We start from the raw sequence: 14,189 nt of genomic DNA, 5'->3' as shown, positions 1-14,189 counted from the left end.
GGCCAAGCAGTAACTTTTGAAGTAGAGCAGGGACCAAAAGGCCCTCAAGCTGCAAAAATCGAAGCAGCTTAATCTCTCTAATTTAATAAAAAAGGCTCCAACACAATAATGTTGGAGCCTTTTTTTATACAAAAATAAAAACTAACGTCGAAGTGAACGTGTTTTTAATTCATAAATCAGTTTTTCTGCACTGCATGAAAATTGTAGGCGTGCATGTAATTCTTTTTCGTTTTCTGTTATTTCAATGTCCGTTTTTACTTCAGCACACACTTCTTTTGCAAGAGTCAGATAATTAGCAAACTCTGCATTAAGTTGTGATTTATTATCCGCAAAGATACTTACTTCAGCTACATCATCGCCTTCTTTAATGATAAAGCCCATTTCTGCACTGCAACCACAGGCATCGCAAGGTACATTTTGTTCAACATCAGAACTCATAGTTATATCCTCAATAGTAGTAATGTCTTTATATTATGACGCTTTATGTAAGAAAACTACCATTTTATTGGCTTCTTTAAAATGCATTCGTTTAGTAACAATCTTTCAATCTTTCAATCTTTCAATCTTTCAAACTCAAGCTTGTAACCTGGGACTACTCTCCCAAAAAATGAACCTTTATGACAATTCTTTGTCATAATGCAGTGTAGTGTATTGTAATTCCATACTGTATAACGCAGACTGCCCATATAAAGTGTGCATTTATTTGCTGTAAGTCTTTGCTTATTTTACCTTAATAAATTTATTTCTCATATTTAAGAGGTATTTTATAAGCGAACCGTTTGCGCGACATCACTGATTGTGCAAAATATTATAAAAACAATTATACAAATGGAATTGAATCCTATAAATTTACTTACATAATTGTCATTAGTAAATTTTTATGATTAATTTCTTAATGGACTAACCACATTAGAAGAGCTTTATTATGCCAAAAAGAAGTAAAGAAGATACTGAAATCACCATCCAGAAGATCATGGATGCAGTTATTGATCAACTATTACGCCTAGGCTATGACAAAATGTCATATACCACACTAAGTCAACAGACTGGTGTATCAAGAACTGGTATTAGCCATCATTTTCCAAAGAAAACTGATTTTACAGCAGCATTAGATGGTCGTATCTTCCGTTTGTTTGCAGAACGTCTTGAAATGCAAGGTGATAAACAAGCATTCATTGATAGCTGGATTGCCTCTCTAGAAGATGAACAATTCCGCGCAATTTTACGTCTTTTATTCCACCACATCGTAACGTCAGCTAACGCTCACGAATTTGCGCACAATGGTATTGAGCGTTTATACGGTTTGGTTGAAGATTTATACGGCGAAGAAAGCCGTAAAGATTTAGAGTGGCTAATTGGTTTGTCTCTTGTCCGTATGACTAAATAATCGTTTCTTTTTCTAAAAAAGCTTACCTATTGTGGTAAGCTTTTTTTTTGCATATGGATCAATCTAGAGTATATACTCTACGCAACGGAGGGCTTATGCTAAAAATGACTCGCTTATCAATTATTTTAACCGCTGTATTATCTATTTCTGTTCAGGCTAAATCGGTCGACTTTGATAGTGCATGGAAAAACGTTCTTAATAATCATAATGGTATCGCGGCGGAACGAATGAATGTTCAGCGCCAAGAATCATTAGCTTCTGCTACGAGTGACTTAAATCTTCCCTCCATTTCACTGACAGCAAACTACACTTATTTAGATGATGATGTCACCGTAAGTAGCCAACAGCTACTCGATAGTACCGATATTAACCCTGCTTTTGCCGGTGCGGCATCTGGGTTGATCAATAAACTCGGTGGACCTATTACATCGACGCTAACTGAAAGAGACATTTTTACCAGCTCTATTCGTGCTATTTGGCCTATATTTACTGGCGGTAGGATTTCGGCAGCAGAGAGTGCCGCGGAAGGAAAGACAACAGAAGCTCGTAGTAAGCTATTAATGAAACAACAAGCCTCTTATGAAGATCTCGCTAAATATTATTTTAGTGTTGTTTTAGCCAATGAAGTTGTGAATACCTATACAGAAGTGGAACAAGGACTCGCTAAACACCGTAGCAATGCTGTGAAACTTCAACAACAAGGGCAAATAGCAAAAGTTGAACGACTTCAAGCGGATGCTTCTTATGACAAAGCAAAGGTTGATTTACGTAAAGCGGAACAAGATCGGGATATTGCCAATGCCGCATTATCTCAAATGCTTCAAACTCGTGACGCGGTAACGCCTGAGACTATGTTATTTATAAATGCAACACTCCCAGAATTAGGTTCTTTTGTTGATAGTACTTTAAATACATACCCTGGTTTAGCTTTATTAGACGCGAAAGAAGTTCAAGCTCAAAGTTTGGTAAAAGCAGAAAAGGGACGATACTACCCAGAAGTTTACCTCTATGGTAACTACAATTTATATGAAGGTGACAGCTTATCTGCTGAGATAGCTCCCGATTGGATGGTAGGTATTGGTATGAATGTCCCTTTATTAGATAACAAAGGTCGCTCAGAGAAAGTGGTGGCGGCACACAGTGCAATACAACAAGTTCAGTATTTAAAACAACAGGCGAAGCAAGATCTCTCTTTACTTGTTGAAAAAACATACCGCCAAGCACTGCAAGCCATCGATGAATATAATGGATTAGCGTCGAGTGTTACATTGGCAACTGAAAACGTGTTTCTTCGTGAAAAAGCGTTTAAGCAAGGATTATCTACATCACTTGATGTCGTTGATGCTGAGCTGTATTTAGCCAGTATTAAAACTCAACGTTCGCTTGCTTCGTTTAATTATGTGATTTCGCTAGTTAAGTTACTCGCATTAAGCAATCAAACCGATACATTTAATCAATATCAACTGCAAGCAAGACAAGGGTAATCATCATGAGTAAAGCAACTAACGTTATCGGTTCTCTTATTGCCGTCTCAGTGGTCTCTTGGGTTGGATACAGCTTTTGGGCAGCTTATCAGCCTCGTCCAGAGTTACTACAAGGTCAAATTGAAGCGGAGCAATACAATGTTTCTTCAAAAGTCCCTGGGCGTATTGAAAGTGTTTTTGTAAAAAAAGGCGATGAAATAGAAAAAGGCCAAGCAGTTTTCTCTCTTTACAGTCCTGAAATAGAGGCGAAATTGGCTCAAGCAAAAGCGGGGGAAGCCGCCGCAAGTGCATTAGCTCAAGAAGCGGAAAAAGGAGCAAGAAAACAACAAATATCGGCAGCTCGTGATCAGTGGAGAAAAGCGAAGGCTGCGAATCAACTATTAGAGAAAACATACGCTCGTGTAAATAACCTTTACAACGATGGTGTGGTTGCTGAACAAAAGAAAGATGAAACATACACTCAATGGCAAGCCGCTAAATACACTGAAAATGCAGCATACCAAATGTATCAAATGGCAAAAGAAGGGGCTCGAGTAGAAACAAAACGAGCCGCTAATGAAAAGGTAAAAATGGCCTCTGGTGCGGTTGCTGAAGTTGAAGCTTATGCCGCAGATACCAAAATAAACAGTTGGTATGAAGGAGAGGTGTCGCAAGTCTTATTAAACGCCGGAGAGATTGCGCCTCAAGGGTTTCCTGTTGTGACGGTTATTGACATGAATAATGCGTGGGCTATTTTTCATGTAAGAGAAGACAACCTAAAGCACTATAACAAAGGTGATGAATTGTCGGTTTATCTACCAGCCCTTGATGCGACGGTTCCTTTTACCATTACTCATATTTCTGTATTAGGGGATTATGCGACTTGGCGTGCAACGGATAACAGTCAAGGATTTGATTTAAAAACATTTGAAGTTGAAGCGCATCCAACGAAAAAAATACCAAACCTAAGAGTTGGTATGAGTGCTATTGTTCGAATTGAAAAGTAATACAACGCTACTTTGGGTACTACTATGAAAACATTATGGCGTTCTTATCTTTCTAATTACTGGCTAGTAGCAGCTACGTTTGGGTTGCCAGTTATTTTATCTTTGATGATTTGGTGGGTATTCTCAGCCTCTGTCGTTCGTGAGTTGCCTATTGATGTTGTTGATCTTGACCAATCTAGCTTATCGCGCATGATTACTCGTAATTATGATGCGACACCCACATTGCAAGTTCGGTCGATTCAACAAAGCATTCCTTTTGCAAATACTGCGCTTAAAGATAGACATAACTATGGGTATGTCATTATTCCCGCTAATTTTGAAAAAGACGTATTACTCGGTAAAAGCCCACAGATATCAGGTTTTTACAATGCACAGTATATTTTGATTGCGAAACAAATTAGTTCAGCGTTATTGCAGACTGACATGACGATGCAAGCTCAATTAAGCACAATTAAAACCTTAAGTACCCATGAAACAACATGGACTCAAGCCATTAATACGGCCGTTCCTATTAATGTACAAATCACGCCTTTATTTAATTTAGGCAGTAATTATAATCAGTTTTTGCTGTCTGCAATTCTTCCTGCCATTTGGCAAATGGCGATGATTGTTGGCATGATATGGGCAATGAATAATGCCATGAAAATTGAGAATAAATCGTCGTTGAGATCTTGGTTTGACCATCAAACAAAAAATACGATGATGCAATTTGTCGGGTTTTATTTTTTCATCTTTATGTTCGTAGGTTCCATTTTATTTGTTTTCTTATATAAGATCTTAGGCTTTCCATTTTTGGCGAATATCCCTGAGTTCTTATTGATCATGAGTGCAATGACATTGGCCTGTATTAGCTTGGGTGTACTTATTGCCTACGTCACCAATGATATAGTAAAAGCAATGAGCATCTCTGGCGCATATACGGCACCAAGCTTTGCTTTTTTAGGGGTGACGTTCCCCGTGACAGACATGAATACTATCGCAACATTTTGGCATTCAATTTTACCGGCGAGTCATTTTGTTAGAGCTCAAATAGAGCAGACTAATTATGGGTATAACTTGATTCAATCAATTCCTAATGTAACGGCATTATCGTTATTTTTAGTGCCTTTATTAATACTGACTGCGCGATTAAGGAAATCAAATGCATAAATTATGGCGCGCAGTTGGGACTGAAGCAAAAGCCATCTTTACTAACAGCACCATTTTAATGGCGATGGTTGGAGGTGTATTGTTTTATGCATTCCTTTATCCGTTACCTTATCAACACCAGAGCCCAGAAGAGCAAAAGATCACGGTGGTGGATTTAGATAAATCAGATCTCAGTAGAAAATTCATTAGAATGGTCAATAGCTCACAACAAGTAAATGTGGTTGATCAAGCCGAAAGCGTAACTGAGGCTAAAAATCAATTCATGTCGCAGAAAGTCAGTGGTTTTCTTGTTATCCCTACCGAGTTTTCTAAAAATTTATTGTTAGGACAATCTCCAACTGTCGCTTATGCAGGGGATGCCTCTTACTTTTTAGTCTATGGCACCATTATCGAAGGATTAATGAAGGCAGGAGGAACTATTTCTGCTGAAATAAGAGTCGCTAACATGACAATTGATGGGACACCAATAACTCAAGCGGTGAAGACCTTTCAGCCTTTTAATTCTAATTATATCCCTGTATTTAATCATAATATGGGTTATCAGCAATATGTTGTACCCGCAGTATTTGTTTTGATCTTGCAACAAACATTATTGATGGCCGTTGGTGTAAGGCAAAAAATCGTAAAACCTCATGAGAAATCACCAAAAATAATGCTGATTAGATTCAGTCTCTTTTTGTGTGTTGAGCTGGTTCTTGCCTGTTTCTATTTTGGTTCTGTATTTGATTTTTATGATATTAGTCGTTTTAGTCACCCATTAGAGCTATTGATTTTATTGGTTCCTTTTCTAACCTCCGTTATCTTACTTGGATTCATTCTCGGTGAATTATTTCCTAACTGTGAAAGTCTTCTTTTAGTCGTGTTGTTTAGCTCTATGCCTATTGTATTTAGTGCTGGTTTTATATGGCCTGTAGAAATGATCCCAAGCTTATTGGTCAGTGTTATGCACTTATTACCGAGTGATTTTGCTATCAATGGCTTCCTATTATTGAATCAACAAGGAAGTGGGTTGCAAGGCGTGATGAAGAATCTTCTTGGATTATATGGATTAAGTGCTTTTTACTTATTAGTTTATTCTTTGATTTATCTAAAGAAAGTAAAGAATCGTATTAATATTGAAACTGAGTGACAACTCAATTTCACAGGTACGTGAAGTGTCTCTATTCTATTTTTACTCATCATGTATAAGCGAACGAAGTCTGATAAATTAACGCCAAGTTGGACTAGGGATACTTATAATGAAGAAACACTTACTCGGAGTTATTATAGTAGGGAGCTTACTTAGTGGCTGTCAAAGTACATCAGAAGATGAGACTACAGCAATTAAATCGACACCTACCATTGAAAGTTTTATTACTTACCATCACGACGAACTGAATGCGATTATCACAGATGATATTGGCAGTGTTGCACAAGTGAATGATGAAATCATTGTGCTATTAAGTGGTGATACCAGTTTTGATTCAGGCAGTATTGTCATTAAAGATGAGAGTAAAGACGCACTGACTCAATTAGCACAGTTACTGAATGATAAGCCTCGTTCAGAGGTATTTATTGCAGGTCATACTGACAGCAGTGGCAGCAAGCAATTTAATACCTCATTATCCAATAAGCGAGCAAATTCAGTCTTGGCATTACTGGAGCAGAAAGGCGTTGATGCTAATCGAATAAATACGTATGGTTTTGGTGAAGCGGAACCTATTGCCTCGAATATGAATGCCAATGGACGAAAGAAAAACCGCCGAATTGAAATTCGTATCACGCCAGTCGCTGATTTATTCACTGACGAAGAATAGTGCTATAACACTTAACATTACATAAACTTAATCAGAGTATTGCTCTCAGTATCCTACTGCATCTATGCTCTGTTGAGGTATAATAAGCCTTATTTCAAAAAGGAAAATGAAATGGGGCTTTTTTCTCGTATATTCGGCTCATCTTCTTCTAAAAAAGAGCCAACAATCACACCAATTGAGTATCACTCTTTTCTCATCTATCCAAATTCAGAACCTGATAATGGGCAATTTCGCATTGCAGGGAAAATAACGAAAGAAATAAATGGTGAAATAAAAGAGCACCGTTTTATTCGTTCTGATGTGATTTCTTCAAAAACTAACGCTGATGAACTGATGGAAAGGAAATCCAAAATGTTAATAGACCAAATGGGCGATTCTATTTTCAAATAAGTGTTAATGAATTGATATATATTGTTTTTCCGTATGTTTTTTACTCTATACTTGTGATTAAAATCAATAAGTAAGCGTAAGTGGTTTGACCTCTATTTGTCATCAAAATGTTGTTTTTTTACTGAAATACAGTGAGAATGAACAGATAACAATTTTTATGTAATGAAATCATGTCATTTTATTACAAAACACTTGAATTAATACCTTATGTTAGATAAAACGAAGGTATCAATTCATGCCAATAGCCAAGGAATAACTATGCAAATTGGTGTACCTAGAGAAGTATTCGCGTGGGAGACCCGTGTTGCTGCCACTCCTAAAACAGTTGAGCAGCTATTAAAGCTTGGATTTACAGTTGCTGTAGAATCAAACGCTGGTATTTTAGCAAGCTTTGATGACGCAGCATTTGAAAAAGCAGGCGCAACTATTGTTTCTGCAGATGATGCTTGGAAATCAGAAATCATTCTTAAAGTAAACGCACCTCAAATCAATGACGCCACAGGTGTTGATGAATTTGAATTACTTCAAGATGGCGCTAGTTTAATTAGCTTTATTTGGCCTGCTCAAAATGAAGCACTTTTAGCCAAATTAGCGACTAAAAACATTAATGTTTTGGCGATGGATTCAGTTCCTCGTATTTCTCGTGCGCAAGCGTTAGATGCATTAAGTTCAATGGCTAATATTGCGGGTTACCGTGCTGTTGTAGAGGCTGCCCATGAGTTTGGTCGTTTCTTCACTGGCCAAATTACCGCTGCTGGTAAAGTTCCACCTGCGAAAGTACTTGTTGCTGGTGCAGGTGTTGCTGGTCTTGCGGCTATCGGTGCTGCTGGTAGTCTTGGTGCTATTGTGCGAGCATTTGATGTTCGTCCAGAAGTAAAAGAGCAAGTGCAATCAATGGGCGCTGAATTCCTTGAAGTAGATTTCAAAGAAAATTCAGGTTCAGGTGATGGTTACGCAAAAGAAATGTCTGATGAGTTTAACAAAAAAGCAGAAGAGTTATATGCAGCTCAAGCTAAAGATGTTGATATCATCATTACAACCGCACTGATCCCTGGTCGTCCTGCACCAAAGCTAATTACTAAAGCAATGGTTGATAGCATGCAAGCGGGCAGTGTAATTGTTGATTTGGCTGCCGCGAATGGTGGTAACTGTGAGTACACAGTAAAAGACCAAGTTATTACAACAGACAATGGCGTGAAAATTGTAGGTTACACTGATATGGTTGGTCGTCTACCAACGCAATCATCACAACTTTACGGCACAAACTTAGTTAACCTTCTTAAGCTTTTATGCAAAGAGAAAGATGGTAACATCAACATCGATTTTGAAGACGTCGTTCTTCGCGGTGTCACTGTGGTTAAAGAAGGCGAAGTAACATGGCCTGCGCCACCAATTCAAGTTTCAGCTCAGCCTCAAGCGAAAGTTGCACCAAAAGCGAAAGTTGAACCAAAAGTTGAAGTTCCAATGTCTCCAGTTAAGAAATATGGAATGATTGGTGCTGGTATCGCAGCCTTTGGTTGGGTTGGTTCTGTCGCTCCTGCTGAATTCTTAGCTCACTTCACTGTATTTATCTTAGCCTGTGTTGTTGGTTATTATGTTGTTTGGAATGTAAGTCATTCACTGCACACACCACTGATGTCAGTAACTAATGCAATCTCAGGTATCATCATTGTTGGTGCATTACTTCAGGTTGGTCAAGGTAATGGCGTTGTTTCTGTTTTAGCATTTATTGCAGTTCTTATCGCAAGTATTAATATATTTGGCGGATTTGCTGTAACCAAGCGTATGCTTGAAATGTTCCGTAAAGATAAGTAAGGGGTAGAATAATGTCAGCAGGATTAGTTCAAGCAGCCTATATTGTATCTGCCGTTCTATTTATCATGAGTTTAGCAGGATTGTCTAAACAAGAAACCGCTCGTTCTGGTAACTATTACGGAATGACAGGTATGGCTATCGCGTTAATTGCGACCATTTTTGGTCCTGATTCAGCGGGAACAGGTTGGATCATCGTTGCTATGGCAATCGGTGCTGCAATCGGTCTTTATTACGCTAAGAAAGTTGAAATGACAGAAATGCCTGAACTTGTGGCAATTCTTCATAGCTTTGTTGGTATGGCAGCGGTACTTGTTGGTTATAACAGCTACATCGATCACGGTGTACTTACTGGCGCAATGCTAAATATCCATTTAGTAGAAGTGTTCTTAGGTATATTTATTGGTGCAGTGACCTTTACGGGTTCTTTAGTTGCATTCGGTAAGTTACGTGGCGTGATCAGCTCGTCTGCACTTCAATTACCACACCGTCATAAATTAAATTTAGTGGCATTAATTGCTTCAGCTGCACTCCTTTACTACTTTGTTAGTGTTGGCGGCAGCATGTTTGCAATTATTCTAGTCACTCTAATTGCCTTTGCGTTCGGTTACCATTTAGTTGCTTCAATTGGTGGCGCAGATATGCCAGTGGTTGTTTCAATGCTGAATTCATATTCTGGTTGGGCAGCAGCAGCAGCGGGTTTCATGCTTTCAAATGATCTTTTGATTGTTACTGGTGCGTTAGTTGGTTCTTCTGGTGCGATTCTGTCTTATATTATGTGTAAAGCAATGAATCGTTCTTTCATTAGTGTTATCGCGGGTGGTTTTGGCCAAAACGTGGTTATCTCTTCTGATGACGAAGAGCAAGGTGAACATCGTGAAACAACAGCTGAAGAAGTTGCTGAGATGCTAAAGAATTCTAAGTCAGTAGTTATTACTCCTGGATACGGAATGGCGGTAGCACAAGCTCAATACCCAGTTCACGAAATTACAGAAAAACTTCGCGCACAAGGTATCAATGTTCGTTTTGGTATTCACCCAGTAGCGGGTCGTTTACCTGGCCACATGAACGTACTACTTGCAGAAGCAAAAGTGCCTTACGATATCGTTCTTGAAATGGATGAGATCAACGATGACTTATCTGACACCGATACGGTTCTTGTTATTGGCGCGAATGATACGGTTAACCCTGCAGCGATGGAAGATCCAAACAGTCCAATCGCAGGAATGCCAGTTCTTGAAGTGTGGAATGCGAAAAATGTTATCGTATTCAAACGCTCAATGAGCACAGGTTATGCTGGAGTTCAAAACCCATTGTTCTTCAAAGAAAATACAGAGATGCTTTTTGGTGATGCAAAAGCAACTTGTATTGAAATCAGTAAGCATCTTTAATGTAGCGAGTTGATATTCTGATTAAAAGCCGAGATTTAATATCTCGGCTTTTTTATATCTAGGGGTTTAATGATTGTGTTGTAACATTATCTAATCTAACGTTTAAATAAAAAAAGAGGCATTCTTGTTTTATTTAATTCAATAAATACGCACATTATTAAAAATATTACGGGTGTTATACAAATCAATTTGCGTATTTATGCGTATTTGTGAATGGGTTGGCTTTTTTGAAAGTAAAGCTAATATAGGATAAGATCATGGAAATAAAAGCATTATCACTTGTTGGTCATCCTATGTACAAAGCAGTAGCGGTATTTATATTATTAATTTCAATCGTATTACCAGCAGGATTATGGTTGCATTCCTCATCACAATTAAACTATTTTCCTCGCAATATTGATTGGAGCTGGTCTTGGAGTTATTACGAGCCACTTTCAAATGGTCTTCAGGTTGGTAGAACAAAAGATACAAAGCAATTAATATTAAGAAGGGTAAATAGGGCTAACAATACGTCCATTTACGTTGATACAACGTATACCAATACATTTGAGGTTGTTGTTATTCATGAAGCGGTTTGTCAGCCCAAATCGCAAATAAAAGCAACGCTTCAAGTCGGTGATTTAACACCAGAAACAACATCATTGATTTGTAACGATGATGGAACTCGTTATTTATTTAGGCAAGTTTGGCGAAAGTTATCAAACTTATATCTTAAGAGTAAAGATTTTTCATTATCCGAAGATTTCTCAAATTGGCCTCTAGGTGATTTAAAGAAAGATCAATTCATGCAGCTTCATCCTACCTATTTTAGAGATAAAGGGGAGGCTGATGTTTATGAATGGAGTCGTGATTAACATTTAACATGAAGAAAATTCAGACATAAAAAAAGACGCATATTAGCGTCTTTTTTGTCTATCTGATTATTAAGTAACGAATTACTTTTTACGACAGAATTCAGCGATTACATACATAGATTGACCACCGTTAGCTTTACCAGAAACTAGGCGAGGATCGTCACCAAGGTTAATGCCACGGATAACAGTACCTTGCTTGATAACTTGGTTAGTACCTTTAACTGGAAGGTCTTTAGTAACGGTTACGTCGTCACCTTTTTTAAGCTCAACGCCGTTGATATCACGTGGTTTTTCGCCGTCAGCAAGAAGTGCTTTCTCAGCCCATTCTTTAACATCTTCTTCAACATACATCATATCAAGAGAATCTTGAGCCCAAGATTCAGAAACAAGCTTGCTTAAAAGAACATAAGAAATAACTTGAACAGTAGGAACTTGGCTCCACATGCTGTCGTTTAGACAACGCCAGTGATTTACATCCATAGTTGCTGGGTCTTCAATTTGTGCAGTACAAGTATCACAAATCATTACACAGTTATCTACATTGATATCTGTCATTGGCGGCACAGCAAATGGTGCAAGTGAAGAGGTTGAACCACATAGTTCACATTTAGAATCGCAACGAGTTAATAGCGTTTTTGCAGTGCTCATAATTATGCCTGTTTATTTAGTTGTGTTTATATTATGCCAAGTTTATACCATAAGAAGAAGGAATGCGGTGAGAATACTGTAATTTTTCTTCTTAATCGGAGGTTTGGTATCACTGGAGTAAACATAGCTTTTCAAAGAGGTAAAACATAATCGTAAATGGCGTTAAAATTCCCATTATTTACCAGTAATCACGACAGAATAAATCTGCTAAATGCTACTTTAAAACGATAATATTGGCTAATTCAGCTATCCTACTTTGAATAAAAAAAGAAGCGATGATTCTATTTTGCACTTTTTGTGTGATTAAACTTGAATGACCAAAATTAACCAGTACTATGCAGCAGCGAAGAATAAGGCTGGTATCTTTGAATGGCAGTTCAGTTCTAATAATCTAATAGAGGTCATCGTTGTTAAATGGTAGATAATCAAAGTCAGTTACAAAGTAGCTATGAAGAGCAAGGTTATTTTGTCATTAGAAATTATTTTACGGCATCTGAAATGTCATCTCTTAGAGACGTTATATTAAAATTTCATGAGTTATGGAAAGAAGACAACGCAGAATTTTATCAAGAAGAAGCATTCAATTCGTCTTTAATTACTGGCAGCCAATACTTAGAATTCAACGATAGGGTAAAACTGTTTAATTTTATTAGCTCAAAGAAAATAATGAGTGCAGTCGATGTGGTTATCCCCACAAATCCTGTTTTTATGAATACTCAATTGTTCTTTAATCCAGTAAACCCTCAACAAAAAGATTTTTGGCATCGTGACTGTCAGTATGATCATGATGTAGAAGTACAAAAAAAAGTAATTCACGATACACAAGTCGTACATCTTCGAATTCCTTTGTTTGATGAACTCGGTATGGAGATCATCCCAGGAACACATAAACGTTGGGATAATGCTGAAGAGTTTGATATCCGACAAGAAGAAAATGGACACGAAAGCCATGAGGATATATCCGGAGGAAAAAAGATTGGACTTGCAGCCGGTGATTTATTGGTTTTTTCCGCGGATATGATACATCGTGGTTTGTATGGATTAGATCGATTAGCTTTGGATATTTTAACTTTCGATTCAGCGGCTGATTTTGTTGACTATATTGATGATGATTGTTTACCGGATACTTTAATACTGAGTAACATTAATGATCCAAGGTTATTTCTAAATGCAATAGAGTTAAAATCAAAATACTCATTGTCTGAAAACGATGATAGCTTTAGAGATCCTAATACAATGGATGATGATAACGGCATAATGAAGTCCAAATTATGTACCGCAGGTTAATCATAATCAAATGAAAAAGCCTTCTTGACGAGGGCTTTTTATGTTGAATATGATGATTAACGACTAAATTTCACATTTTTAACGCTGTGGTTTTGTTGGCGAATAACCACCGTGTTTGCCATTTTATCATGCCATCCTTGTTTTTTACTATCCAAGCCAACCCACATAATACCGACGAAGAATGGAAGCATTGAAACGAAATAACCAACATAACGAATAATGTATTGCTTCATTGTTGGTTGTTTTCCTGTATCGGCATCGACGATAACGGCTTTAATTGCCATTTTTCCCGGAGTCGCTGATTTGTATGTCCAAAATAGAAGGATAGCAATCAAAGGAAAAATGTAATTGATTAGCACATCAGCAGAGCCTAAAAATGAATCCGTTGAATAGAAATATCTATCCCCATAGAACAGGTACATTAGTGGAACTATAATTGCCAATAGAATAATGGTATCGAGTAGTGATGCACCGACACGAGGCCAAAAACCAACATATTCAAATTTACTTGGATTATTCATATACGATATTTCCTTTTTTGAAAATTACATCTAACCAACTTAAGGTGACAAAGTATCTTATGTTTTAGGTTTATACTAGAAAATTAGAAGATACATTAAGAGAACCATCAGATTGTGCATTTAATCAGACAAAATTCAGAGACAACAATATTTTATCAATCAATGTTGTTTATCGTATTAGCTATGATTTATAGTAGTTTAGCCATGTGGGTTGGCACCCCTAAAGAAGCTATGGCTCAGTGCGCATTATGTATATTATGTTAAATGTGATTTGGAGTTAATGTAATGGATTATCATCTGTCTGCTTTCTCTACCCTGTACTATCCCAATGTTCATAACGAAGCTATTTAACTATAATCGTATTTACCATAAAATAGCTAATAATCATTAAATAATACTTCGTATCTATCTATCGATTATTAGCTTGTTGATAGCTACGGATTATTTTAACCACCAGCTAATTTAACGGTATGTCCTTGCTTAG

The 14,189-nt window shown here is 37.4% G+C and carries 14 protein-coding genes; 11 read left to right on the top strand and 3 right to left on the bottom strand.

The annotated features are described in order from the left end of the window. Positions 1-141: 141 nt before the first annotated feature. Positions 142-438, bottom strand: a complete 297-nt coding sequence (locus AACV33_RS18355; RefSeq protein WP_012551936.1) for a YfcZ/YiiS family protein — start codon at positions 436-438, stop codon at positions 142-144. Positions 439-925: 487 nt separating this feature from the next. On the opposite strand from AACV33_RS18355, the gene AACV33_RS18350 reads away from it, so the two are divergent. The 10 genes from AACV33_RS18350 (at position 926) to AACV33_RS18305 (ending at position 11,249) form a co-directional block, all read left to right on the top strand. Next, positions 926-1,387, top strand: a complete 462-nt coding sequence (locus AACV33_RS18350; RefSeq protein WP_012551937.1) for a TetR/AcrR family transcriptional regulator — start codon at positions 926-928, stop codon at positions 1,385-1,387. Positions 1,388-1,482: 95 nt separating this feature from the next. After that, positions 1,483-2,871 (top strand): TolC family protein, encoded by a 1,389-nt coding sequence (locus tag AACV33_RS18345; protein ID WP_023603929.1) that lies wholly within the window; start codon positions 1,483-1,485, stop codon positions 2,869-2,871. A gap of 5 nt (positions 2,872-2,876) precedes the next feature. Beyond that, positions 2,877-3,857, top strand: coding sequence for an HlyD family secretion protein (locus AACV33_RS18340; RefSeq protein ID WP_012551938.1), 981 nt, complete (start codon positions 2,877-2,879; stop codon positions 3,855-3,857). Positions 3,858-3,881: 24 nt separating this feature from the next. After that, positions 3,882-5,006 carry an ABC transporter permease gene (locus tag AACV33_RS18335; protein ID WP_255458630.1) on the top strand — a complete coding sequence of 375 codons (1,125 nt, stop codon included), beginning with the start codon at positions 3,882-3,884 and terminating at the stop codon, positions 5,004-5,006. Further along, a complete protein-coding gene (locus tag AACV33_RS18330; protein ID WP_182700522.1) occupies positions 4,999-6,135 on the top strand; it encodes an ABC transporter permease in 1,137 nt (378 codons plus the stop codon). Before AACV33_RS18335 ends, AACV33_RS18330 begins: the two co-directional genes overlap by 8 nt. Before the next feature lie 109 nt (positions 6,136-6,244). Then, on the top strand, positions 6,245-6,802 hold the full coding sequence (locus AACV33_RS18325) for an OmpA family protein (RefSeq protein WP_017023239.1): 558 nt from the start codon (positions 6,245-6,247) through the stop codon (positions 6,800-6,802). Between the two features lie 111 nt (positions 6,803-6,913). Then, a complete protein-coding gene (locus AACV33_RS18320; protein WP_012551942.1) occupies positions 6,914-7,192 on the top strand; it encodes an HlyU family transcriptional regulator in 279 nt (92 codons plus the stop codon). Between the two features lie 258 nt (positions 7,193-7,450). After that, entirely contained in the window at positions 7,451-9,007 is a 1,557-nt protein-coding gene (gene pntA / locus AACV33_RS18315; protein WP_182700521.1) for a Re/Si-specific NAD(P)(+) transhydrogenase subunit alpha, read from the top strand. 11 nt (positions 9,008-9,018) lie between these two features. Continuing rightward, positions 9,019-10,395 carry a Re/Si-specific NAD(P)(+) transhydrogenase subunit beta gene (gene pntB / locus AACV33_RS18310; RefSeq protein ID WP_012551944.1) on the top strand — a complete coding sequence of 459 codons (1,377 nt, stop codon included), beginning with the start codon at positions 9,019-9,021 and terminating at the stop codon, positions 10,393-10,395. A 257-nt stretch (positions 10,396-10,652) separates the two neighbouring features. Then, complete coding sequence (locus tag AACV33_RS18305) at positions 10,653-11,249, top strand: hypothetical protein (protein ID WP_182700520.1); 597 nt, start codon at positions 10,653-10,655, stop codon at positions 11,247-11,249. Between the two features lie 81 nt (positions 11,250-11,330). Here AACV33_RS18305 and AACV33_RS18300 read toward each other — a convergent pair whose 3' ends face one another. Further along, entirely contained in the window at positions 11,331-11,897 is a 567-nt protein-coding gene (locus tag AACV33_RS18300; RefSeq protein ID WP_012551946.1) for a PhnA domain-containing protein, read from the bottom strand. Between the two features lie 414 nt (positions 11,898-12,311). On the opposite strand from AACV33_RS18300, the gene AACV33_RS18295 reads away from it, so the two are divergent. Continuing rightward, complete coding sequence (locus tag AACV33_RS18295) at positions 12,312-13,184, top strand: phytanoyl-CoA dioxygenase family protein (protein ID WP_023603939.1); 873 nt, start codon at positions 12,312-12,314, stop codon at positions 13,182-13,184. Between the two features lie 56 nt (positions 13,185-13,240). Here the strand turns inward: AACV33_RS18295 and AACV33_RS18290 are convergent, their stop codons facing one another. Next, entirely contained in the window at positions 13,241-13,705 is a 465-nt protein-coding gene (locus tag AACV33_RS18290; protein WP_017023234.1) for an RDD family protein, read from the bottom strand. Positions 13,706-14,189: the final 484 nt, after the last annotated feature.

The organism is Aliivibrio sp. SR45-2 (assembly GCF_963890165.1).
Taxonomy (GTDB): Bacteria; Pseudomonadota; Gammaproteobacteria; order Enterobacterales; family Vibrionaceae; genus Aliivibrio; species Aliivibrio salmonicida.
The sequence above is the reverse complement of the archived record's forward strand: the minus strand, read 5'-3'. Positions and strand labels throughout refer to the sequence as shown.